Below are 25,574 nucleotides of genomic sequence, written 5' to 3'. Positions count from 1 at the left end.
GGGACCAATTTGTGAGAGTACCAGTTCGACAGGTTTCCCCGTCGGGAGGGAATTTTGCCTTTGTCCGCAAAATCAACTTTCAGAATCGTTCAGCCGGGCAGATAGAGCCGTTTATCAAAATCCTTCACTATCTTTCCGATATAATCCTCATATGCTTTCGGTGTCGTATCACCCGTCCGCACATCTACCGGCATATTCTTTTCGTCCATCGTGATGAACACGCTGCCCGGTTCAGCCGCCGGATGTTCCGGCAGACGGAATCCCAAGCGGGCCATCCAATCTTTCAGTAATCCCATAACTTGATTTATTTACAGAAGTTTATAGCCGCAAAGAAAACACTTTGGCAGTCAATCAGCAACATGGAGGACATACAAGTCATCCGTTGGCGACTGTTGACGTGCAATCCCTACGCCAACCGCTTGTCCAACATCCTGATATAGCTTTTACGCAGGGAGTCAATGAAAGGTGTGGAATCCCTACAACGGTCAAACACTTTACCACGTTTGGTATATAAAGCGTTAATCTTGATATTGAAAGCATCCTCGAATACTCTGATGACATCCACGATGGTAAGTTTCCTTCCCTCCGCACAGCCCACCGCCCCGGTTGCCATCAATGCCGCCACGAGTTCTATCAGATCACTGTCCGTACCGTTCCAGTGTAATGCGGATTTCCGCTTACAGCCTTGCGGGCGGATTTCCATTCCTGTGCTGGTACCATCCGCACAGTGGCGTAAATACTCTTTTACCATTTCTATCTCCGCATCCAGCAGGAACAGAACCTTGCCGATGAATACGTCATAGAGTACATGCCGCCCTTCCTTCATGGTGTCGCAGGTTTGTTTTATGAAGAGAAGCTCTATCCTCGTGTAATTCAGCCGCCTCATTTGGCTTATTCTGTTCCCGTCTTGTGACAAATCGGCAATCAGGTCTGCAAAATCATCATAAACGGCAGACAATTTTCCCGGCACAAGTTCCAAACCGGCTATGTAAGAGGTAAACATACCGAACAACGGTGTATTTGTCAATGTTCTCATGGTATTGATATTTTAAATTAAAAACTCTTTCTGTTTTATTGTTCCTTATCATAACCATAAGAAGGCAAAAGATATGCCATGAGAGAAAAAAGTAATTAATACATTAATAATGTGTATATTATAACTTTACAAATTTATTTCATGTCCGTGTCCGTTATCTTCCATCGGACACGGTGTGTCCAACAATATGGACAAATTCAAATCAAGCCGTACTTTTTCAGTTTCAGATACAGAGTGCTCCGGGATATACCCAACAGTCGTGCGGCTGCCTTCCGGTCATTGCCCATGGTTTCCAACGCTTTCTGTATCGCTTCCAGTTCTGTCCGCGCCATATCCTGTTTGTAATCTTCCGATGGCTTAATGTCCACCGGAAGAGTAATATCCTTGAGAGTAATCCAGTCCTCCTGTGCCAGCACACATGCACGTTTCACCACATTTTTCAGTTCACGGATATTGCCGGGCCACGAATAAGCCCTGAAAGCCTTTCTTACATCCTGGTCAAACCCCTTTATCTTCTTTCCAAGTTCCCTATTTGCATTAGGAAGGAAGAATCCGGCCAGCGGGATAATATCCTCCCGGCAATCTTTCAACAGTGGGACATAAAGCGGGAACTCGTTCAGCCGGTGAAACAAATCCTCCCTGAACCGCCCCTCACTTATTGCTCTCTCCAGGTTCTCGTTGGTAGCTGCCAGCAAGCGTATGTCCGTGTGAATTTCTTCTTTTCCACCGAGAAGTCTGTAACATTTCTCTTGCAGGGCCCGCAATAGCTGCATCTGCGTCTCCAGGTTCAGGTTGCCGACCTCATCCAAAAACAATGTCCCGTGATTAGCGGCGGCAAACACGCCACTCTTGTCCTCAACCGCTCCGGTAAAAGCCCCTTTCTTGTGTCCGAATAATTCCGATGCGGCCAGTTCCCGTGGCAGAGCGCCGCAATCCACCGCCACGAAAGGGGCATCCGAACGTTTGCTGAAAGCGTGTATCTGCCGTGCTACCCATTCCTTTCCCGTACCTGATGCGCCACGTATCAGCACGGACAGACTATCCGCAGGGGCTACCAGACGTACCATCTCCTGAAGTTTTGCCGCTGACGGACTTTTACATACATAGAAAGTCTGTTCCGATTCCACGCTTTTCTTCCTGCGCCCCAACAGTTCTCGGATAATGCCAAGTACCTTTTCCGTCTGCACGGGTTTGGGCAGATAATTGTCGGCTCCTCTCTTCAAGGCTTCCACGGCACCGGGTATATCCCCGTACCCGGTCATGATAAGAAAAGGCATACGGTAGCCATGCGACTTCATCCATTCGAGCAGTTCCACGCCGTTACAATCACCGAGACGGAAATCCGAAAGGACCAGATCCACTTCGTTATTACGCAGAAACTCTTTTGCGGCATTTGCCGAAAGTACGTAGCGGGTATTCACACCGTTTCTCGTCAGCCAGTTGGCGGTAGTACGTGCGTATGTACGGTTATCCTCCACAATGAGTATTGTCTCCATTCATTTTCTCCTTTAATGTTACAGCCTTTCTTACGGCATCCTCCACAGCTCTGGCCAGTCTCTCAATCCGCCCTTCAGATATATCTGCCCATTTTTCGGGTGACAGCGAACCCATATAGGCCAGTTCCTGCAAAGGGATGTCTATCCGTATTGTCTCCCATATGGGGACAGCCTTGTGTATTATATTTCCAAGCCTTGCATAATCACCCGAACTGACGGCATCACGTATGCCGACAAGTCCGGCCTCCGTATCCTCAATGAAAATATCCAGCAGTTCGTCCACGTGTTCCTCGCCTTCCATGATGTATGTGAAATCAGGACGCTCCACACTCCGTGTGACCGCCAGTAATTCTTCTTCAGAGAAAGGCTTGTGCAGACATCCGGCAAAACCGGAATTTATAAAATGGACGGCACCGTTATCAACACGGGCGGTCACTGCTAGTACAGGAACCGTTCCGGACTGGCCTATATTGCTATTGCGGAGCAGAGCCAGCACGCTATAACCGTCCGTATCTGGCATCCTCATATCGGTAAGGACAAGGTCGTACCGGTTTTTCCTGAATGCCGTGACCATCTCATCAATGTCCGTGCAACAGTCACACTCGATACCGTGACGAAGATACATCCTTCTGACGGCATCCAGTTGAATACGGTCGTCATCAATATACAACACCCTGATATCGGGCAGGATGCTACCAACGGAAGCTGAATCCTGTATATCCTGCATGTCAGCCTCATCAAGAGGAAGCCGGATCTCAAAAGTGCTTCCACGTCCCGGCATGCTCTCCACCCGGATGTCTCCCCCAAGCAGTGAGACCAACCTTGAAGTGACAGCCAGCCCCAGACCGAAACCGTCCCCCATAGGGGAACCTATCTGTTCAAAGTCGGAGAATATCAGTTGTTGCCGCCCTTTGTCTATCCCCGTCCCCGTATCTCTCACGAATAGTGACAGCCTGCCGGTTTGATACAAGGCTCCCACATGGATATATCCCACGCGTGTGAACTTGATTGCGTTTGACAGCAAATTACCGAGAATCTGGACAATCCGTCCGGAATCGGACCTGACAAGTACATCACATGATTTTATTTCAGTAGTCAGTCCAAGTCCCTTCTTTTGCGCAGAAGGAAGATAGGTACGCACGGTATTCCCAATAATCTCTCCTAAATGAAACACAACATTCTCCGGTTGTTCCTTTCCCTCTTCCAGCCTGTAATAGTGCAGCAGGTTGTTGGCCAGTCCGATGACATGGCGGGAGGCGTGTAGGATATTCGCTGCGAACTCCCTTACCAATCCGGTATCCTTCTCATGCTGCATCAGCTCCGCAAATTCACAGACCGTACCAAGGGGCGCCCTCAGGTCATGGCTCACCGACAACATCAGGTTTCGGCGTGACATCAGTAATTCCTCGTTACGGGAGCAGGCTGTTTCAAGTGCCATCCGATGTTTCTGTCGCTTTCTAATGTCAGTATGGATAAGAAGATAAAGTAAAATTATCAGAAGAATGGAAATGACGGCTATGAAAAGAATGATACGGAACGACTGTTTCCTTAATGCAGTCGTTTCTTTCATATCCGCCGCATATTGTGTGTCGGCCATCCGTTCTAATTCATGCATCAGACCGCTGATACGCATGTTCAGTTCCCGATTCCGGCACTGCAAACTGTCCGAGTATGATGCCAGCCTTTTCCGATAATCCGCATACTGGTTATACACATCCTTTTGCAGCCGGATGAATTGTCCGCTCATGGAAGACTTGCTTTTCAAACCTTGCATCTCTTTTTCCTTCCGGCTGGCATAAGCGGACTTCTTGTTTTTGTCTTTAGAAAAGAAACGAAATAGGTTCCCGGCTTTCTTTGTTTGTTGTGCGGTCGGTTGCTCGAAACCCTGTGTCTGCCGCATAATTCCGGAAACCTTTTTATGAAGAAGGCTGTCCGCGCGGGGAAAACGGGAAAGGGTATTTGTCACTTCATGATGTAACCGCTCTTTTTCCAGCAGGAGCTTGGATATAGTATCTATGGCAAAGTATAACTCTGTTGTATAATAGAGCCTCAGTCCGTTCAAAGCGTCTAAAGCAACCATGCAACTATTTCTGTATTCATGAATACCCACACTATCCTGTGTCAGCAAAAAATGCTCATGGAAGGAGAACTCCAGCAGTTTTTCAAAGGTTCGGTTGACAGCCCTTCTTCTCATATTGGACTGATACTCTTTGGAATCCAGTTCTTCCATCTTTCCATGCTCCAGCCGAACAAGAAAAACCACAGTACAGAGTAGGAACAGCAGCAGGATGTATCCAACGGCTATTTTCAACTGAAGTATAGGGAAAAAAGATTTCATTCAGGAATAAGTAAATATCAATTAAAAACAAATACTCACCGCACAAGATATTAAATATTGCACGGCAATATATAATAATATAGTTGATTAGAAGTCGGACAACAAGTAACAAGTCATCATACACAACCAGGCAATAAATGAGTGTCCCCAATTATTGCCCGGTCCATCTTTTTAATCATATAATTCCTTACACTCCGCTGAAAGCACTGAATCCTCCGTCAATCGGCAGCAATACGCCGGTAATGAAACTTGCCGCGTCACTGCATAGGAACTGCACCGCACCATTGAGTTCAGTTATATCTCCAAAGCGTCCCATCGGGGTCTTGGCAAGCACTTTTCGGCTCCGTTCTGTCAACGATCCGTCCGGATTAATCAAAACCCTCCGGTTCTGGTCACCGATAAAAAATCCGGGAGCAATGGCATTGACACGAATGCCGTCACCATATTTCAAGGCCATTTCGCTGGCAAGCCATTGGGTAAAGTTCGCTACCGCAGATTTTGCTGCTGAATAGCCAGGTACACGAGTAATGGCACTATAAGCGGCCATGGAAGACACATTAACGATACAACCATTCTTCTGTTGGGCCATCACTTTACCAAATACCATTGACGGATATACAGTACCGTTCATATTCAGACCGGTCACTTTCTCCCAGCAGACTATATCCATATCATAAAAATTCTGTTCCGGCTCAAGTGTAGCTCCCAGCATGTTTCCACCCGCAATATTCAGAAGAATGTCAATCCTTCCCCATCGGGAAAGTATCTGTCCGGCCAGTTTTTCCAGACTTACCACATCAAGCACGTCACCGACAATGCCAACAATCTCGCTGCCATATTGTTCCAGTTCAGAAACCCGCTTGTCCAATTGTTCCCGACGGACATCTACAGCAACGACTTTTGCACCCTGCCGCATAAAATGCTTTGCAATATTTCCACCTAATACTCCACCTGCTCCGGTAATAATGGCTACTTTGCCTGCGATTCCAAATAATTCATTCATATTAATCTGTATATAATCTAATCTGTATAATCTACTTGCTATTTAAATTCTTACTCTTTATTCTCGTAATTCATCTTGTACAACAGCCATCATTCCTTCCACCTGTGCCAATGCCAGCATACGCCCATGGAATGAATACCCCGGATTGTATCCGAGTTCCTCATCTCCGAGCATCGTGCGGCCATGATCCACCCGCATGGGTAAACAGGGACTCACAGATTCGAAGATACGTATCAACTCTATCAAGTGCCCCCTACCGGACAAATGTGAACTCTCGATAAAATTCCCATCAGATAGGGTTTCCGTGCTGCGCAGGTGAACGAAACGGGTACGACTGGCAAAACGGCGTGCAAGCTTACGGGTGTCATTGTGTACACCAGCACTGAGCGAACCGGCGCAGAAAGTCAACCCGTTGTGTGGATTGTCCACCGCATCCAATAACCAGGCAATGTCTTCCTCATCGGTCACGATACGGGGAAGGCCAAGCATCTGGAAGGGAGGGTCATCAGGATGTACGCACATATCTATGCCATATTCCTCACACACCGGCATGATGGAAGAAAGAAAATAGCGCATATTCTCACGTAGCGCAACTCTGTCCACGCCGTCATAGAGAGACAAGAGCTTCCTGAAAACCGATACCGGAAGAGTTTCCCCTTCCCTGATATTCCCGTTCACAAAACCCTGGGTTTTTACGATAATTGAGTCTATCAGTTCCAATTCTTCCGTTTCGGTGATATGACTACATAATTTCTCTACTGCCTCCAATTCCTCCTTAGTATAATCCTTTTCCGCATGCTCCCTTTTCAGGATTTTCAAGTCAAAATAGGCAAAGCGTGTTTTATCGAAATAAAGTGACGAAGTACCATCAGGCCAAGGATGATTCAAATCTGTACGAATCCAATCTATGACCGGCATAAAATTATAGCATACAGTTTTGATACCTGCTTTGCCAAGATTGGCAAGACTCTGTATATAGTTTGCTATCAACTGTTCCCGCTCAGTTCCTCCATATTTAATCGCCTCACATACGGGCAAACTCTCTACTACTGCCCAACGAAGTCCGGCAGCCTCTATATACTCTTTCATTTCTTTGATAGACTCCAAAGGCCACACTTCACCGTTGGGCACATCGTGTAAAGCGGTAACAATACCTTCCACACCTATCTGTCGTAACATGGCAAGCGTTATCTTATCTTTCTTGCCAAACCATCTCCATGTCTTTTCCATTGATCTATATAACATTAAAGCGGATAAACCGACACTTGATCCAATACAATACCTTCATCAAGAGCCTTTATTACAAGTTTGTTTGTTCTCTTTTTACGAATCGGCAAAGTCACTCTTCTTATAGCCTGATTCCTAAGCACATTCTCCTTCCATTCCTCACTGCGTCCTTTGGTCTCGTAGTGAATCGGTGAAGTTTCCTTACCACTCAATTCTATCGTAAAGCGCAATTGTTTTCCTTCCACGGGATGGGAAGGGAGGAGGCAGACTTCCACATCTACGGAGCCTGACGAGCAGTCGGAGAATTCAAAAGTAATGCTCTTTCCTTTGGCTATGGCAACCGCTCTACCTTCATAGCCTAACCCTTTGCAAAGTTCATAATCACCTTCAATACAATCCGAACCATTCCATTTATGAAGCGGTATGCGTTCTGTTATCATAGGCGATGAAACATTCCGGTGGGACACCGGTTCGAATACAGGCAACCGGCGCGGCTGATGATCCATCATGCGATGCCACTTTCCGTTATTCCCTATACCTATATTATAGATACGGGTCAATGAGACAATACTGTCGTAGGCCGCATCACTCCGGTTCCAGTCTGCTTCACCGTGTCGGGCAAGCTGGGCATAAAGCATCTTCTTGTTCATTTCAGCGGCAGCCTGCACCGGATATTTCACAAGTTGGAAATAAGAATCCCCACGTGCGTCCTGGATTTGTCTCGCCAACTGTTCCGCCTTATCAGAAATACTCTGATAATCGGACAACCTTTGCAGAACATATTGTTTGCTCCAAGACATGTCTTTTACAACACGATAATCGGGTGTCCCATATTCCTCCTCACGGGTATTACCCATGAACTCAGGTTTACGAATATAAGCAAGCCGATAGTGCTCTTCCATGACCGGAAGCAGTTCTTCACCAACCTTCTCACCGAACTCACGCTGCAAAAAATCTTCTAAATGAGCGGAAACACCCTCTTCGGCTACCTTGTCAATATTCCAAGCCATATCCATGAAAAGTTCAGTCTGGTATTCGATAGGCTTGATATCACCCACGTTCAGAATCCATATTTTCCGTACATCATGGTCGTATGCCTGCTTCATCTGTTGATAGAGCGGATGGGGACTGAATGTACCCAACCACAAGTAGTCATGCGGACGTCCCCAATAAGAAACATGATAGTAGATACCATTTCCACCTTTGCGGGCACGCTCCTCTGCGGTAGGAAAATGCTTGATATATCCGTAGTTGTCATCGCACCACATCAGGGTAATATCATCGGGCACTTTCAGTCCTGCGTGATATACATCGAGTACCTCCTTATAAGGAATAAACACTTGCGGCACTTTTGTCACATCCTTATTCACATATTGCTGTAACAGGCGGCGTTGGTCTGCAAATACGCGTTCAAGTACGGTTTTCTGTTCGTCCAACGTCTTGGCACCGTTCATCGCGCCGTCATGTACGCCACGCATACCCACAGTATAAAAGATCTCTTGTCCTGCCACCTCTTTCACACGACTTTCCCAGAACTTATAGACAGATGCGCTGTTCTTCACATAATCGTATTCACCCTTGCCACGCTGGGACCACTCACCGGCTGTGCTCGATGCCATTGGCTCACAATGTGAACCGCCTATATAGATGCCGAATTTTTTTGCCATTTCCCGGTTTCCCTTGGTCAGAAAGAATGGCTTTGTACACTCGTGCATGGCAGGCCAATAGGTGTTGGCCCGCAGGCGAAGCATCAGTTCAAAAATCCGTTCGTTGGTACGTGGCCCTATACGTCCCGGCCCATAATACAGCCAAGGTTCGTAGGTCCAGCTACTCCAAGGTGTCAGTCCCCAGTCCTCATCGTTAATGAATATGCCCCGGTATTCCACCGAAGGTGATTGCATATTCGTGTAGCCGACAGGAAGCTCGAACAACTCCCTCTTCTCCGGAGTGGCATCCGCCCACCATTCCCAAGGAGATACGCCTATCAAACGCGAAAGTTCCATAATACCGTATGCCGTACCATGACTATCGCTTCCGGCTATCAGCAACCGCCCGTCCAGCAATACCGTCAACAGAAAAGCTTCTTTCTTATTATTCAAGGTAGAAAGATCTACACCGGATTGCTCCACCGCATTATTCAGTCCCAAGGTACCGACAAGAATATCACCTTGTTTTTCGCTGTATTGCAGAGAATTAGAAAAAACGGCTCGATAATCCCGCTGAAGCAATTCCAAAGCGGTATGCACCACCGGAGCTTCCGATTTATTATAATTCACTGTAGCTGCCATACCCGAATGCAGGCAGAACTGCCCCCATGCTGTCTGCACGGCAAGGAAGAGCAGAATAGCTATCAACCCTGTTTTCATATCGTTCATTTTTTAGTCTTGATTATTATGGCATCCGAAGAAAGCCCCTTTGAAACAACCTTCAGTGTAACCTTACCTTTTTGTTTCGTACTTCTGATTACAGCTATGGCACGGCCTTTCCATGCCTTACGCACAGATGCCATATATGACTTTTCATCTTTCAAATCCGCACTGCCTGTAGCTTCCAGCGTACCGGCTCCATGCACGGAAAATTCTATTTCATTGGTAGCATCAGATACTATATTCCCATTCTTGTCCAACACCTCGACGACAACAAAAGCCAAGTCTTGCCCGTCAGCCTTTATGCTTTGCTCTTGGGTGGTAAGGCGGATAGAGGAGGGAGTGCCGGACGTTCTCAACACTACGCTTTCCTGTTCTATGCCGTTTCCGTCCACACCAACCGCACGCAGTGTACCTGCCTGATAAGGCAATGTATAAACAGCCTTGAACTGCTGTTCATAGCCAGCCGGACGTTCACCCACCAAGGTATCGTTTAAGAAAAGGCGTACTTTGGGATAATGAGAATAAACCTCTACCTCAATCGGTTTTCCTTCGTTCCCTTTCCAATTCCAGCTTTCCCACGTAGGCCATACCGACCACATTGTTTCCTTGATTTCACCGTGGTAACCGTTCGGTTCACGCACTGCCATATAGAGCTTTTTCTTTGAATCATAAAGCATCTCACGGTAATGTGAAATGGGTTTTCTCCAACCGGTCAGATCAATGTCGCCACAATATGCGCCATGCCAAGGATATTGGTTACGGTCATAATGTTCGCCTTCGCTGTCACCTTTGTAATAGAAACGCCCAATACCCGATTCGCCCAAATAATCCAATGCAGTCCACACAAAGTCACCGATAATATAAGCATGCTTGTTCACCAGATCCCAATTACGGAAAGCATCGCGCGGGTAAGATTCCGTTTGCATGATAATGCGTGAGGGAACACGCTCGTGGTCTGACTCTGCGCGATGCAACTGGTAATTATAGCCCACAATGTCATGTACGGCTGCCAACGGGTCGAATATCTCCCAACTCTTGTCCCAAGTGGTCAGTGCGGAAGTGACGGGGCGTGAGGAATCCAAGGCATGGACATGTTCGGCAAGTTTTTTCGCTGTAGTGACCACCTCCAGCTTTTTACGTTCTATCACTTCATTGCCTATACTCCAGCAGAATATGGAGGGATGATTGCGATCGCGAAGTACCATTGCTTCGATGTCACGTTTCCACCACTTATCAAAAAGGACAGAGTAATCATGTTTATGTTTGGCATCGCGCCATCCGTCGAAAGCTTCATCGATAACAAGCAACCCTTGACGGTCGCATTCATGCAGAAAGGCTTCCGAAGGGACATTGTGCGAAGTACGCACGGCGTTGAAACCGGCTTCTTTCAGCAAGCGTACTTTACGTGCTTCGGCAGCATCAAGAGAACGTGCACCCAGCACGCCATTATCATGATGCACGCATCCGCCGTTCAAAAGCGTAGGTTTACCATTCACAGACAATCCATTCTCACTGTCGAAAACGATACTCCGAAATCCGGTAGTGTTCTTAACCTCATCTATGACCTTGCCTCCGACAATAAGTTGCGTACACACAGTATAGAGACAAGGAGTATCCGGCGACCACAATTTGGGATGGTTTACAGAGAGCGATTGCTCCAAGTGTCCGCTTGCAGAAGTTGCCACTTCCCTGCCAGACTCGTCATAAACAGTATGTTTTATTTCCGGCTTTGCTCCTGTTTGGACAGCATCTACATAGCGCATGGCGATATCCAAATTCCAGACATCGCTATCATTTTGTTTAACCGGACGGATATACACGCTCCAGTCATCAATATGCATCGCTCCCGTAGTCAGCAGCCACACATGACGATAGATACCCGAACCGGTGTACCAACGGCAGTTCTTTTGCCCCGAATTGTCCACACGGACAGCCACCACATTCTCTTGTCCGAAGTGCAGGTAAGGAGTAATATCACAAAAAAACGAGGAATAGCCGTATGGATGCCCGCCTGCACGTTCTTCATTAATAAAGACCTCCGAGTTCATATAAACGCCCTCGAAATAGAGACGCAGTTTCTTACCTTCCATCCCCTTATCTACATGAAATGCCTTCCGATACCATCCGATACCCGCAGGCAGGTAACCGCCATCGTTTCCGGCAGGAGCTTTCACATCGAAATCGGCTTCAATGCTCCAATCGTGAGGCAAATCCACTTTTCTCCATGAAGTATCGTCGCATGCGGATGACGAAGCGGCGGGTGTATCACCCAGTTTAAAAGACCAGTCGTCGTCAAACAATTGTTTACGTTCCACCGTATCGGCATTGGCAAATACCGGTAAACAAAGCAATGATAATAGCCAACTGTAGAATAAATTCTGTTTCATTCGTTTCATCTTGATTGTATGATTTATGTATTAGTAAAATATTGATTGCTATATTATAGACATTCGATATTTAGTACCTGTTCCGGCAGTCCTTCTACCTGCACGATGACTTTCAGCGTTCCTTTTATTCGTCCGGCCTGCACCACAATCTGGCATTTTCCAAAGTAGGTGGGCAGTGAATGGCTGTCAAACCGAAGTTCTCTTCTCATCTCACCGCTGTCTATTCCCATCAGCCGTCCATCACCTTCCACGCGGACAGTTACCATGCGGTCGTTTATCCTGACAGGAACCCCGTTTTCATCAAACAGTTGCAGGGAGATAAAAGACAAGTCTTGTCCGTCCGCTTTCAATGTCGAGCGGTCGGGGGTAAGCGTATAATGTGTAGCCACAGGCTTGCTTGTCCGAATGCTGTCACGGCATACCTCTTTACCGCCTTTATATCCGATTACGACCACTTTACCCGGACGGTAAGGCTGATTCCAAACAATGGTATTGTTCAGATAGTCTTTCGGCTTGCGCGGCCCGTATTTCTTTCCGCGTGGGTCTATCAATACCACCTCATCACAATTGGAGGGCGTATGTATAGGCAACACGCGTGAGTCCGTATAAGGGAAAGTCCAGTCGTGTACCATCGGCGGAGTCTGCCAGTGGTCCTTTCCGGGATCTTCGTCTATGCTGTAGTCCACAACAGCCATCTTCACCACCGGTTTGTCCGTCCATGCGGCACGGAAGTAGGCGGCACGCGGCTTCTCGTCCATACACATGTCGAATGGAGAAGCAGCCCATCCTTTACTGGGCCACCCCATGCTCTCACCTATGTAGTCGATGCCCGCCCACATGAACGAACCGCAAATATAATCATATTCCATTACATAATTCCAAGGATTCTTGTCCGAATAGTCGCGTGCTTCATACGGACGCAAGCCGCTATAATATGGATAACTCTCGCTGATAAGCCCGATGCGTTCGGGATGCTTCTTCCTATCCTCGATATAAGAAAGCTCACTGTAGTTGTAACCCACGACATCGGTCACTGCTGCAAACTTATCCTGATATGCAGGAGCCAGTGCCAACATGGTAGGACGTGTCGGTTCCAGTTTACGGACAAAGTCGCGCAACATCGTGGCTCGTTCCACCCCCACATTATCCTTGCGTGTAGCCTCTGCCAGTTCATTGCCGATACTCCAAAGAATGATGGAGGGATGGTTACGGTCGCGTACAATCATATCACTGATATCCTGCTGCCAGCAATCATCGAAAAATTGCTCATAGTATCCGGATTTCCATTTGTCGAAAGCCTCGTCAATGACCAAAAAGCCGATAGAGTCGCAATAGTCCAGGAATTCCGGCGAAGGCGGATTGTGCGAACAACGGATGGCATTGACACCGAACTCTTTCAGAATAGTCAAGCGGCGTTCGTAGGAACGGTCAGGAACTGCCACGCCCAAGCAACCGGCATCTTGGTGCAGACACATACCTTTCATCTTAATATTCTTCCCATTCAAGAAAAAGCCCTTATCCTTATCAAAATGGATGGTACGTACCCCAAAGCGGGTCGTATAACGGTCTATTACCTTACCTCTTTGTTTCAATACAATCTCCAGATGGTACAAGTGGGGATTTTCAAGACTCCACAGCTGCGGATTGGAAATAGAAAAAGACTGCTCTATGTCTTTGGTCCCGTTCTCAGGTATCACGACATCCGTCCGGACTGCATACCGTTTCCCATTTATCTTCAACGAATTGCCATGCGCATCGACCAACTGTTGTTCCACTTCAATTTTCCCTGCTGATGTCGAAACATTGGCAACAGTCGTTACACACGAAATAGTGGCCGATGACGTGGACACTTGGGGAGTAGTAACGTATGTCCCCCACATTTTCACATGTATCGGGTCAGTCACTTGCAACCATGCATGGCGGTAGATACCCGAACCGGTGTACCAACGCGATTTCTCCGAATGGTCCACCCTCACGCTGAGCGTATTATTTTCCCCATACTTCAAGTAAGGTGTCAAATCCGTTTCAAACGAAGTGTATCCATAGCGGTGATAATCAATTTCCCGTCCATTCAGATAGATGGTTGCCTTATGATATATTCCATCGAACACGATGCTGACCCGTTTGCCTTTATAAGACAAAGGTACTGTGAAATCCTTTTTATAATAACCTATACCACCCGGCAGATACCCGCTTTCCGGACCGGCTTCTTCGCTAAAGTCCAATCCTATGCTCCAATCGTGCGGAAGCTGCACTGTTTTATATGTGCCTTGTTCCCCAAGGCGGAACTGCCAGTCGAAATCAAAATTCTGTCGGATACGTTCGGCTGACATTCCACACACTCCTATAAACAAGAAAACAATCGTTACCAATAAATTACGTTTCTGCATAAATAATATTTTTAGTTTACCATCCAAATTCCAAATATCAATAAGTGAAAGCTTTACTACATAATCTGTTCCATCATGATAAAGCAAATATATAGGGAGTTCTACCAATAGGATGCCAACAAATCTTTCTTTAAGCGATGTTTTTCTCTCTAAATTAGGTAATACAGAAAAAGAATGGAGATTTTCCACCATTATGAAAAATCTCCATTCCACACTCCTTCATAATCCGGGTCCCGTTTCCATTATCTTTTCAATAGATGAATAAGGTATCACGGCATTGATGAACAACACTCAATACTTTATTCATAAAGTTCAGATATAGCTGAAAGGGGAACACCTTACAAAGTAGGTTCAACAATCTTTATTCTCCCATCTGTCTCAAATTCCATTTTGTCCATGCAGACTTCCCGATGATAACCGGCAGCCCATCCCATCTTTATGGCATTCGGACGGCGGAAACGGTGGTAGACAATATACCATTCGTCTTTCCCATTCATTTTCAAGACTGCATTGTGTCCGGTTCCATAGATACCTTTCTCAGGCCTTTTCCATAAAATCAGGTTTTTGTCGGGGACTTCCAATGGACCGACCGGTGACTTGGCTATGGCATACCGCACCCGGTAATCCTCGCTGCGCGTATCATTTTCCGACCATAGGAAATAATACAGCCCGTTGCGGTAGAACACTTCCGCACCTTCAGTGAACGGGCTCTTGGGAGTAATCAGCTTCATGGTCTCCTTCCTAACGGAAACCATGTCATCGTTCAGCTCCGCCACAGCCAGATAACCGCATCCCCAATAGATATAATACTTCCCGCTCTGCGGGTCGTGGAACACATCGGGATCTATCTGCTGTCCGCCACGCACGCCTTCCGGTTTATAATCTATCAGCGGTTTGCCGATAGGGTCTTTAAACGGCCCGGTCGGAGAATCGCTGACGGCAACACCTATTTTCTTTTCAGCGGAGTAATAATAGAAATAACGATATTTCCCGTTTATCTTCCGTTCGATAATGGTCGGCGCCCATGCGTTCTTATCCGCCCAACTCAGGTCATTCTTGAAATCGAAGATAACACCTTCGTCTTTCCAATGTTTTAAGTCCGATGAGGAAAAGGCTTTAAAGTAATGTCCGCTCCATTCATGGAATCCATCACTGGTAGGATAGATATAGTATTTGCCTGTATTATGCGAGTACATTACTTCCGGATCGGCGTTATATCCCGGAATGACGGGATTGTTCTTGTTATCGAACGGGACAAACCCTCTGTCCGCACCTTCCGTAGAAGCTTCCACCTTTTGTATGGTTCCGTCCGCATTATAGCGCAGGAACTCCGAGCATACCGAACGGCTGTAACTTCCCCCGTCCGGCAATCCACCGTTATGGGTAAAGAAATAAGCCTGTCCTTTAAACTCCACGATTCCCGGATGGGTAGTGTTGCTATTACCCGATATTTCAGCGAGGATGCCTTTGCAAGTATATGGTCCCTCTATCCGGTCAGCCATCGCATACGATATTTTTTCAGGCCATCCGCTGGCGTATGTCAGATAATATTTTCCTTTGTGCTTATGAACCCACGGTGCTTCCGTGAAATCCATATCCTTTCCGGTATTCTGGATATTCACCACACGAACCGGACCGTCTATTTCAATCATATTCTCCTTCAGCTTGGCATAATAGCAAATCTTGTTGCCCCAGAATATCCAGGCCTGCCCGTCATCGTCAATAAACACGGCCGGGTCTATGCACACCCACCAATGTGTGGCCCCCGGACAATCCTTGTTGGTGAGCAATGGTTTGCCGAGCGCATCCTTGAAGGGGCCACGCGGATTGTCCGCCACCGCCACACCTATTCCAGAACCGTTCGTACTGGCATAGAAATAGTATTTTCCATTGCGTTCCGCCACGTGTGAAGCGTATGCTGCCCCCGATTTATCCCAAGTAAATTCCGACAGCTTCAACGGTGTGGGGTGTTCCGTCCAGTGTATCATATCGGTAGTCGAGAACAAGCACCAATCCTTCAACTTGTACCCGCCCTGCCTTCCGGCATAGTCGTGACCGGTATAGAGCCAAAGCGTATCGCCCACCACGAGCGGTGCAGGGTCGGATGTATATTTGTGTGTGACAATGGGATTGCCGTCGGCTACAAAATCGTACGGGTCATTGAGTGTTTCCTGCGGGATGCCGCCCCATTTCATATTCAGCCGGTAAGCTTCTTCCCGCGTGATGCTCATGACGGTGCCATGACGTGGATAGAAGTTTTTCGTAAACGATTCCGGCTTCGAGGTGAACGTGTACAAATCTTTACTGCGCTGAAACTCGTAGCGTCCCGAAGTGTACAGATCGTACATCAATATATACTCATCAGAATCGTTTAGCTTGAAGATACCCGAACCTTCCACTACCGTAGAGGTGCCGGCGTATGCGTCCACATACTTGAAGTTCTCTTTCCACGGTCCTTTCAGACTTTTCGAGGTTGCCTGCCGGATGCCGTTCTTCAGTTCCTTGCCGTTCTTGTCCTTCGTATTTCCCTTATAGAAAAGGTGGTAAACGCCATCTTTATAAATAATATCCCCGTCAATGGCTCCATATTTGGCACGGAACATCAACGTGGGCTCCGCCTCAAAACCTGTAAAATCCTTGTTGGCGTATGCACTGTAAAAATCCAAATGCCCATCGCCATTGAAGCGGACGGTGAAATAGACCAAGTATTTTCTCTCTGCCGGGTCGTAAATGGTCTGAGGTGCCCATACCCATTTCACATTGCCAAACTTCTCCGGATAGAGAGAGGCGAGGTCTATCACACTGTGGTTCCAATCGGTAAGATTGTCCGACTTCAGCATCACGATGCCGGGATTGTGTTCCCATCCGTCCTTCATGACAAACATGTCTGTCGCCACCACGTAAAAACCATTTCCATCAGTACGGCGAAGGATGTGCGGGTCGCGGATACCTCCCGTCTGGGAAATGTCCTTGGAACGAAGAACCGGCCGGTTGTTGTTCAGCGCATACCAGTTCCTTGCATCAGAGCTATAGGCAAACCGTAACTGTTCCTGCTTTTCTTTAGGTCCTGTACCCTCAAAATAAGCGAATAGGTAACCCTGATAAATATTAGTTTTTTTCGTGGCAAAGCCGGATACGACTATGCCGAGCATAAAAGCAAACAAGCATAATGCCCTCTTTCTTTTAAACATAAGATTGTACATAAAATAAAAAAATCTAATCAATAATCACTACCGAGTTATTTCAATCTGATTCGTATAATTCCTCCATAAGGATTGAACTCAAATAAACATTTCCCATCCCGCTTCTGTACCGGAATCTGCTTCCCATCCTGCCAAACGTTCCTGATTCTGTTTTCGGATTTCAAATTCAAGACTATAGTCAGGGGTTGGTTGAAAAGTGTACTATCCAACGGAAGGCAAGGAGTCACGACCCATTCCGTCTTACCTTTACAAATTTCAAGACGTATGTTCTTCCACTCCTTTACATAAGCTGACACTTCCTCGAATGTAGCCACCCAGACACTATCCTTCTTCGATTTCACCTTTTCAAGATGATTCCATAAAACAGAAGAATCGGCAAAGAAATCATAACCATACGTAATGCCATGTGTCATACTTACTCCCCAGCCTCCGGAAGTCAGAAGCTCATCCAGCCATTTGTCCAGTTCCTCAGGAGTGGACTGTGACTTTTCACCTCCGATGGCATATTGATATTGCCGTGTCCCCGCCCTGCCAATTGAAGCTATCGCAACAGATTGCTCATCCATATAATTTCCCGGATAGCAAAATGTCACCGGACGTTTTCCTATTTCTGCAAGGATAATACTATCATTCCTATCGATTTCTTCACGAATTTGTATTTCAGTCTTACCTGGAAGGATCAGATGCGACCATCCATGATTGGAAATTTCATGCCCTTTTTCCGACATCTCCTTCATTTGTTTCCAAGTCATACGTGGTTTTCCCAATGCAGCCTTCTTATCTTCAATGATTTTCCCACAGACCCAGAATGTGCCTTTAAAACCGTATTCTTCCAACTTTGGATATACCAATGTATAATGTTCCAGCAATCCGTCATCAAACGTATAGCTTATAGCACATTGCCTATTTCCTTTGTAGGGAGCCACATAAACTTCCGAATCGTACTGCCGAAAATAGCTTTTCAATTTCGGTACGACTTCTACCGTAGCTTTCATCAGCAATGAAGCCACCGTCCGGGCACCGTTGATGTTCAAGTGCGTATTATCAACCTTGCCTTTCGGACAGAAGGCGTATTTTCCCGCAGGTACCCACATGAACAGTTTTTTTGATTCTTCAACCCCTAAACCTACCACTAAGTCGTGTGTCAGTCGGTTGGCATCGACGAAAGGAACATTCATTTCCATAGCCACCTTACGAGGAACTTCCCGATACTCCCCATGTGTATCAACCAGAATATCGCCTTCTTTCTCATACACATAACGATGTTCTTTCATTCCTTCAGGTGGAAAATTACGCCTTACAATCGAATTGAATAAAACCGGAAATGCTCCTTTAGCTCTCGTTTCCCTGACAAAACGCCGTAGATTCTCATCAAAACTGCCGCCTACAACCGTGTGCAAAGCTGAATCCGTTTTTTCATCGTTGTGACCGAATTGGATAAATACATAATCCCCTTTCTTCAATCTCGCCATCACGGTTTCCCACCGTCCTTCGGCTATAAAGCTTTTAGTACTACGCCCATCTTTGGCATAATTTTCCACTTTTATTTCACCCGATAACACATCAGTAAGCATCTGTCCCCAGCCACGTTCTAAATTTCCATTTTTCAAGCTTTTGTCTGCCATCGTTGAATCGCCTATCATAAATATGGTGACAGGTTGTACTTTATCGTTGAACGAAGAAAGAAAGACTAATAATGTCAATACTATAATGTACTTTAGCTGTTTCATAATATTTGCAATTCATCAATATTTCCAGCCGGAGCCGGCACGACAACTCTGTCGGGACGGAAGTAATTGCCTTCCGTTTCCAACCGGACAACATTTTCTTTTCCTTTCCGCAGAGGGACCGATATACTGAAATAATCGTACCGATTGCCTTCCCCAGTAGGTTGCAGCTTTATCTTATAAGATTTTCCGTTTACCGTCAACACATGGGATGCCGGTCGTTTGTCCTCAAGAGAATAGCGGATGCGTAACGTATGTTCCCCATCCTCTTTGGCTTCCAATTGCTTCCAGATGATATAAGCACCTTCGTGAGAAGGCAGCTTCGCATATCCGTTTCCGGCAAAACCGATGTTCTTGATATCATATTCCGCGGTAACATCAGAACTAAACGATGCAAATTCAGCCTGAACAGTCTGATAGGGTCTTAGCATCGGGGCAGAATTACATATCAGAAGTACTGTACTGCCAGCTTCCATAGAAATTGAAGAATTCTTGTCTGGAGCACTGTCAAACAACTGTTGTCTTCCCAGACTAATATCTCCTTGTTTAACCCATTGGTTCTTCTTGTCAAAATAACCGTATGACGCGTTTTTCACTTGTATGGATTTAGGTAAAGTGAAACGTCCTCCACCGGTACTCATCAATACCACTTCTGTGTCACTCCTCTGTATGCTGATGCCCTGCGAAGTGGGATAAGCCGGCACATACGTAATACCACTGTTGGAAGTACTTGCGGCAGAATTGACACCTTCCCAATTATGCACGAACAGTCCATAGCCGTGTGCTTTGGTTGCGAGGTCTGCAGGATCGCTTAACAGTACTTTGTTCATTCGACGTATGTCATCCAAGTGCTTTACTAAGGGAACAATCTTATCTCCGTCTTTCCCATACAGAGCCTCTACACTGTAATAATCAAAAGCAGCATTGCCCGACAAAGCAGCCAAATGCATCTGTGCCGACACCGGTATGCCCGAATTGGTCTCCATAATCATGCGGAAATTCTTTTCGACATACGGCAGGTTGTTGCGCATGCTGGCTATGAAGGAGGCATCGGATGGGAAATGATGCCGATACGTGTCGATGCCCACGAAATCAAGGTTCGTCTGTTCCGGAGAACGACGATGAGCCTCGTTTTCGTAAATACGTCCGTTTACGTTCCAAAACACACAATTGGCACGTGTCCATACCACATAGTCCGATTGCTTCACTGCACCGGCTACACTGTTCAAGTAAGAAATGGCTAAAGAATTAGGGAATGCCATCCTTTGTCCTACAAACTCATTGTTGATTTGTACACCGATTATCGGATGCTGTTTGCCATTGGCCATATCCCAAACAGCAATGTGTTCCATTACTTTTCCCAGCACATAAGTTTCCCGTTCGCGCAATCGGTCATCAGCAATGTCGAGCGTATAGTCGGACATATCACGCCGAATGGTAAATTCACTGGTTGTCTCTTTGGAAGATGGAGAGGAAGAATAGAGTACATAATCGGGTGTACGAAGATGGACTGCATTCTTGCCGGGACGTCCCAGCCACTGCACATGCCCTCCGCTGTTGGCGCCAAACCAAAGCATCTCCATCTTCAAGCCATGTTTTTTGACTAACTCCAGATAACTGTCCAATACCGTCCAGTCGAATTTTCCCTTTTCCGGCTCTACCTCATACCAATGAACCGGAACAGAAACCGTATTAAAACCATCTGCCGCAATCTGTGCCATGAGTTTATCACATAGCTCCATATCCCATCCTTCCGAATATCTTAAAAGATCCAACCTTACCTGGATATTAGTCATGTAAAAAGGCATTCCCTTTACACGGAGCACATACTTCTGCGCCCCTTCAAGACTTGTGTCTACGTTCGAAACCAATTGTTGCCTTTTCTCTGCCGGAGTACTTTCTTTAGCACTCGCTGTTGCCAACCAGGCCAGACAACAACTCAATAACAGAGATATACATTTATTTTTCTTCATGTGTCTTTTATTATAAATTTCAGTTATCACTATTTTCTTACGGTTATTACAGTATAGGAATATTTTGGCAGTTGAGCCTTTATCTTATGCCCGGATACCTTTACCTTGATAGGTCTGAATACTACATTGTTCTGATTATCGTATGTATTGTAGTCTGTCAGTTCGCACCCGCCTATCACTTGCGCATCCGCTACCGACTTCAATTTGAAATTTTCCAGATTAATAAGAACAGGTTGTGCCCGGCTGCTCATATTGGCAACATACACCGTCATTTCCGTTTTCTTTTCATTCACTTTGGCAGTAATATCAAGCAGACTGTCGCAAGAACTTGCAGTTTCCACCACTATCGGTTTCCAAGTCTGCATCATCATCTTGTCGATACATGCCGAAGGCTGATACCACATAGCATCCGGAGTATAATGAATACGCCCCTGATTCCACATGTAATGAAGCCCGAACGGCTGGAATGTATTGGCAGTGCCCAGCATACGGAAGCAGTTGCCATATCGCTGCAATGTATTCCAGTTATGCGCATGAGCCAAACCGCGATCCCAGTCACAACGCCAGCCATTCTCTTCCATCGGATGCAGATTCAGGTGAAAACCGGGAAAGTCTTCCGCAAGATTACGCTGAATGGCAATCCCCATCTCATTCTCAAATCCTCTTTTATCATCGGCAAATTCACGCGAGCCGCTATAATGGGGATCCCAGCAAAGCTTGTCACCTTGTCCCTTTTTTATGAACCAGTCAGCTAAATCGGATACGAGCCGATACTCTTTGCTTCCTTTGGGATAACCGCTTCTCGGAATGTTAACCGAAAGCATAATAGACATATCGGGATCTACGCTCCACGCCGCTTCTGCAAATTTCTCAACATCCTTTACATAACCCAATGTCATGTTCCGTTCATTATCCACCTGTATATATTTCAGATTATAAGGTTTTGCGTGCCCATCACTTACGCGCCGGGCTCCCCAAACAGTAGAGGCAGCACCGTTCACATACTCTACAAAGTCACGGACATCTTCTGCCGTTTCATCCTTACTCATACCGATAATGCATTCCGCACCGATAACTTCGGCCAATTGCAACATTTCCATGAAACCGAAACTATGTGTGGCATACATATTAAAGCCCGTACGCAATGAGACACGTCTTTCATCCACCGGCCCCAGCATCTTTTTCCAACGGTACAAGTAAGTGTCGGCACCTGTAGAAACCATGGAACCATTGTAACGAATGGCTTTTATCTCCAAATCTTTCAGCGCATCGACAAACTCCTTGCGCAACGGATATCCGTTTACCCGGCCCCATTCTCCCGGTTGTAAGAAAGCAAATCCCAATTCCACCTTTCCCTTGTTTTTCAATGTGATGCCAAAGGCACCGTCATTAACCGAAGCCGTAGGAACCAGCTCAAATTCAACCTTCTCGTATTCACCGCTCCCCTTCAATGTGCAGCTCCTTTCCGCAAGAATGTTGCCGCTACTATCTCTCAGAGACAGATATATCTCAGCAGGCGCATCCGACTTTACTCTTAAAACTCCCTCATAGTTTTTTCCCTTGACAAACCGTATACCCGACTTATACAAGCCACGGTTCAAAAGTCCGACCTCACCCGTTCCCGATTCAAAGTCAATGGTCTGCGTCTGTCTGCCGATATAAGCATTGCCGTCACGAAGTAGCTCATACCTATAAGCAGGATTGCCCTGCACCCATTTCTCCCAAAATTTGGAAATCTGCTCTTTTCCGTTAATCCGCTCCAGCATCGTTTTCTGAATATGTCCGGACAAGGAGTCGAATATAAGAAAACGCCCTTTGAACTCCCAACCCGACAGGATTTCGGGTTTCTTGAACGGAGTAGAGTTATAAATGTCATGAGTCGTAAAATCATATTTATCATTGGCATTATTCCAACTGATTTTGTGATAGATGTCCGACTGGGTAATCAAATGCGGAATTCTCCTATCATCCAATACCAGATATACCTTGGAGTAATCCTTACTTTCCAAATTCAAAAAATCCACATCCACATTCTCTTCAAAAGCTTCTCCATGCAGCAACTGACTGAATACGCCACCATTCGTCTGATTATTCAAATCTTCTATATTGGTACCATTAAATAAGCGGGTCACAGTTGCAATTTGAGTATCTGCATCAACTGATAATTCTATTGGAGAACTTTGAGCAATAAGATTCAATGAACTTATGAAAGAAGCGATACAACATAATGTTATTTTAAAATGTATAGGAGACATATATTTTCAATTTTAAAAGAGGTAATGAGAGCATCGATTTTCACATGACTGGCCTCATTACCTATAGATAATTATTTTCAACTAATAGTTTACATCATTTGCCTTCATTGTATTGCCGGCTCTTCCACGCTTGTCGGCCAATACGGATTTTGGTATATCGGTGAAGTTTCTATGTCAACTCCATTACTCGATGTCAGCTGCATTTGTTTTATAGGTACCGGATATAGATAATGCGCACTGTGCCATGTAAAACCATTATAGCATCGTTGATTGGTGGTTCGTTGATAAGGACGGATATACTCATTATCCGGAGCTGATACATTTGCATCAGTACCTCCATACTTCAGTAGAGTCCCACCGTCTTCGGTATCATACCAGCTTTGCATGGGAGTTCCCCACAGATGTATTCCCTCGGGAATATAGTTGGCAGCCTTCAACTGATCCATGGCACGCCAACGACATAAATCCATATAACGTAATCCTTCAGAAATAAATTCACAACGCCGTTCACGTCTTATATTATATATAATAGGGTCAACCAGTGTTCCTCCACTATATGCACCCCAGTCGTTTTCTGCTTCTTTAGCCATGGTTGTCGCAGAAATTGTAGACTGAATGCTTCCTGTTATGCCAGCCCTTGTGCGCAATGCATTCCAATACCTCATTGCGTCTTGGTCCCAGTCAAGACTACCATTACCGGACTTTTCATAGCTTGCCTCCATATAATTCAAGAGTGCTTCAGCCGCACGATAAATGGGAATTCCTATACTTCCCTGATTTTGAACCAGATATTTCGTATCAAAAGCACCTGCTTTGCGAAGCGCATAGCCCGTAGTATAAGCACGCTGCACATCTCCCGAAGTGATGCTTGGATAAGGTTCTTCCATATACACACTGAGTCCTTTAATACTTTCAATCAAGACATTTTTCTGTTGTGGCTCTTTCAGGAAAAGCACCAAGCGCTCATCTCGATTCATACGTACATCCATTATGGTCTTATCTCCCATGTAATAGCCATCACCATCAGTGTAACTGCCATGATGATAGGTCGGTGTACCATCTTTCATCAGATAATTCTGCACAAAACTGCGAGTAACACCAACTCCCCAATTCCCTTGGTTGGCTGCAAGTGCCATGTCATTCGAGGCAACCCCTTGCACATATTGACGCCACAATAAAACTTCAGGATAGGTTGACAAATCCTCAGAGGCAAACATGTCATAATAAGGATTATTAGGCTCAGAAACATCTTGCTGCAATATACCGGTGTTTTGGGTCAATTGATCCACATATTTATCTGCAACCTCTTTTGATGCTTCCATCGCTTCGGTCAGGAAGAAATCAACTTCATTATCAATGCTTCCACTTGGATATTGATAATCAGAGCCTCCTTTATTACCCGGCCATTCCGAAGAACCGGGGACAAATGCTGTTCCTTTGAAATATTTCAACCAAGTACCCTCATAAAGTGCCACACGTGATTTAAGAAGTAAGGCAGCATCACGATTTATACGTGTAGACGCTAAATCTTTAGACCCCAGTAACTGGATTGCAGTCTCAAGATCATCTAATATGAAACGAGCAACCTCATTACGAGGAAAACGTTTACTTGCTTCAGTAAGCTCCTCCTGATTATCATTTAAGGGTTCAGTAATAATAGGGAAATCACCAAATTTCTGATAACGGCTGAAGTATTCCGCCGCACGTAGAAAGTACATCTCACCGATATAGTGTTTCACATTATCGAGATTTCCTTTAATAGTGTTTTCCGATCCGTTTAAATCATTACCAAATCGCGGCATCACTTGTGAAAAGAAATAGTTTATTCGATAGATAGTCTCGAACCCCCAATTGTCATCATTAAGCGGGACTTTCCATTGCCCTTCATCAAAACGGCTTGGAGCATTTCTGTCAATTTGGTTATCGGTTCCATTGTCACCGGCATAAAAGCCATAGGAGTTTCCGCTGCTACCGGGAAGTATTTTGGGATAAATATCATCGACGTATGACAAGAGCTGGGTTTCCTCGTAAAAATATGATTCCGGAGAAAGACTGTTTCTGGGTGTTTCATCAAGAAAATCATTGCAGGATGTCATTCCCAATAACACTCCTGTCAACAATAATGTTATAGATAGATATTTCATATTTATATTGAATATTTATGTTTATA

14 protein-coding genes are annotated in these 25,574 nt (G+C 45.8%); all 14 read right to left on the bottom strand.

Translation table 11 applies throughout. The features are described from left to right. Window positions 1-89: 89 nt before the first annotated feature. The 14 genes from AB5935_RS00225 to AB5935_RS00160 all read right to left on the bottom strand — a co-directional run bounded on the left by AB5935_RS00225 (window position 90) and on the right by AB5935_RS00160 (window position 25,548). On the bottom strand, window positions 90-296 hold the full coding sequence (locus AB5935_RS00225; protein ID WP_038610733.1) for a hypothetical protein: 207 nt from the start codon (window positions 294-296) through the stop codon (window positions 90-92). Window positions 297-406: 110 nt separating this feature from the next. Further along, on the bottom strand, window positions 407-1,036 hold the full coding sequence (locus tag AB5935_RS00220; protein WP_038610736.1) for an RteC domain-containing protein: 630 nt from the start codon (window positions 1,034-1,036) through the stop codon (window positions 407-409). Between the two features lie 197 nt (window positions 1,037-1,233). Next, window positions 1,234-2,532: a sigma-54-dependent transcriptional regulator gene (locus AB5935_RS00215; protein WP_038610739.1), complete on the bottom strand. Its 1,299-nt coding sequence runs from the start codon at window positions 2,530-2,532 to the stop codon at window positions 1,234-1,236. Then, a complete protein-coding gene (locus tag AB5935_RS00210; protein ID WP_038610741.1) occupies window positions 2,504-4,870 on the bottom strand; it encodes a hybrid sensor histidine kinase/response regulator in 2,367 nt (788 codons plus the stop codon). The genes AB5935_RS00215 and AB5935_RS00210 overlap by 29 nt, the downstream gene beginning before the upstream one ends. A gap of 187 nt (window positions 4,871-5,057) precedes the next feature. Continuing rightward, window positions 5,058-5,873, bottom strand: coding sequence for an SDR family oxidoreductase (locus AB5935_RS00205; protein WP_038610744.1), 816 nt, complete (start codon window positions 5,871-5,873; stop codon window positions 5,058-5,060). A gap of 57 nt (window positions 5,874-5,930) precedes the next feature. Further along, entirely contained in the window at window positions 5,931-7,103 is a 1,173-nt protein-coding gene (uxuA, locus tag AB5935_RS00200) for a mannonate dehydratase (RefSeq protein ID WP_038610747.1), read from the bottom strand. A 14-nt stretch (window positions 7,104-7,117) separates the two neighbouring features. Then, window positions 7,118-9,466, bottom strand: a complete 2,349-nt coding sequence (locus AB5935_RS00195) for a glycosyl hydrolase 115 family protein (protein WP_288259326.1) — start codon at window positions 9,464-9,466, stop codon at window positions 7,118-7,120. Between the two features lie 5 nt (window positions 9,467-9,471). Continuing rightward, window positions 9,472-11,865, bottom strand: a complete 2,394-nt coding sequence (locus tag AB5935_RS00190) for a glycoside hydrolase family 2 protein (protein ID WP_038610750.1) — start codon at window positions 11,863-11,865, stop codon at window positions 9,472-9,474. Window positions 11,866-11,909: 44 nt separating this feature from the next. Continuing rightward, a complete protein-coding gene (locus tag AB5935_RS00185; protein WP_038612500.1) occupies window positions 11,910-14,246 on the bottom strand; it encodes a glycoside hydrolase family 2 TIM barrel-domain containing protein in 2,337 nt (778 codons plus the stop codon). A 338-nt stretch (window positions 14,247-14,584) separates the two neighbouring features. Continuing rightward, complete coding sequence (locus tag AB5935_RS00180) at window positions 14,585-17,437, bottom strand: family 43 glycosylhydrolase (RefSeq protein ID WP_244057945.1); 2,853 nt, start codon at window positions 17,435-17,437, stop codon at window positions 14,585-14,587. Window positions 17,438-17,484: 47 nt separating this feature from the next. Further along, window positions 17,485-19,179 (bottom strand): polysaccharide deacetylase family protein, encoded by a 1,695-nt coding sequence (locus tag AB5935_RS00175; protein ID WP_038610753.1) that lies wholly within the window; start codon window positions 19,177-19,179, stop codon window positions 17,485-17,487. Beyond that, window positions 19,176-21,149 carry a DUF4978 domain-containing protein gene (locus AB5935_RS00170; RefSeq protein ID WP_038610756.1) on the bottom strand — a complete coding sequence of 658 codons (1,974 nt, stop codon included), beginning with the start codon at window positions 21,147-21,149 and terminating at the stop codon, window positions 19,176-19,178. Before AB5935_RS00170 ends, AB5935_RS00175 begins: the two co-directional genes overlap by 4 nt. A gap of 29 nt (window positions 21,150-21,178) precedes the next feature. Further along, window positions 21,179-23,404, bottom strand: coding sequence for an alpha-L-arabinofuranosidase C-terminal domain-containing protein (locus AB5935_RS00165; RefSeq protein ID WP_038610758.1), 2,226 nt, complete (start codon window positions 23,402-23,404; stop codon window positions 21,179-21,181). A gap of 104 nt (window positions 23,405-23,508) precedes the next feature. Beyond that, window positions 23,509-25,548: a RagB/SusD family nutrient uptake outer membrane protein gene (locus tag AB5935_RS00160; RefSeq protein ID WP_038610761.1), complete on the bottom strand. Its 2,040-nt coding sequence runs from the start codon at window positions 25,546-25,548 to the stop codon at window positions 23,509-23,511. Window positions 25,549-25,574: the final 26 nt, after the last annotated feature.

Source organism: Phocaeicola sp. RTP21198st1_B8_RTP21198_201120 (genome assembly GCF_040929485.1).
Lineage (GTDB): Bacteria > Bacteroidota > Bacteroidia > Bacteroidales > Bacteroidaceae > Phocaeicola > Phocaeicola dorei.
Note: the sequence above shows the minus strand (reverse complement) of the source record. Positions and strands in the feature narration are given on the sequence as shown.

Bases quoted from the DNA above. Each gene is read 5' to 3' on its own strand.
- AB5935_RS00225 (WP_038610733.1), bottom strand. From the start codon at position 296: ATGGGATTACTGAAAGATTGGATGGCCCGCTTGGGATTCCGTCTGCCG.
- AB5935_RS00220 (WP_038610736.1), bottom strand. From the start codon at position 1,036: ATGAGAACATTGACAAATACACCGTTGTTCGGTATGTTTACCTCTTAC.
- AB5935_RS00215 (WP_038610739.1), bottom strand. From the start codon at position 2,532: ATGGAGACAATACTCATTGTGGAGGATAACCGTACATACGCACGTACT.
- AB5935_RS00210 (WP_038610741.1), bottom strand. From the start codon at position 4,870: ATGAAATCTTTTTTCCCTATACTTCAGTTGAAAATAGCCGTTGGATAC.
- AB5935_RS00205 (WP_038610744.1), bottom strand. From the start codon at position 5,873: ATGAATGAATTATTTGGAATCGCAGGCAAAGTAGCCATTATTACCGGA.
- uxuA (WP_038610747.1), bottom strand. From the start codon at position 7,103: ATGGAAAAGACATGGAGATGGTTTGGCAAGAAAGATAAGATAACGCTT.
- AB5935_RS00195 (WP_288259326.1), bottom strand. From the start codon at position 9,466: ATGAAAACAGGGTTGATAGCTATTCTGCTCTTCCTTGCCGTGCAGACA.
- AB5935_RS00190 (WP_038610750.1), bottom strand. From the start codon at position 11,865: ATGAAACGAATGAAACAGAATTTATTCTACAGTTGGCTATTATCATTG.
- AB5935_RS00185 (WP_038612500.1), bottom strand. From the start codon at position 14,246: ATGCAGAAACGTAATTTATTGGTAACGATTGTTTTCTTGTTTATAGGA.
- AB5935_RS00180 (WP_244057945.1), bottom strand. From the start codon at position 17,437: ATGTTTAAAAGAAAGAGGGCATTATGCTTGTTTGCTTTTATGCTCGGC.
- AB5935_RS00175 (WP_038610753.1), bottom strand. From the start codon at position 19,179: ATGAAACAGCTAAAGTACATTATAGTATTGACATTATTAGTCTTTCTT.
- AB5935_RS00170 (WP_038610756.1), bottom strand. From the start codon at position 21,149: ATGAAGAAAAATAAATGTATATCTCTGTTATTGAGTTGTTGTCTGGCC.
- AB5935_RS00165 (WP_038610758.1), bottom strand. From the start codon at position 23,404: ATGTCTCCTATACATTTTAAAATAACATTATGTTGTATCGCTTCTTTC.
- AB5935_RS00160 (WP_038610761.1), bottom strand. From the start codon at position 25,548: ATGAAATATCTATCTATAACATTATTGTTGACAGGAGTGTTATTGGGA.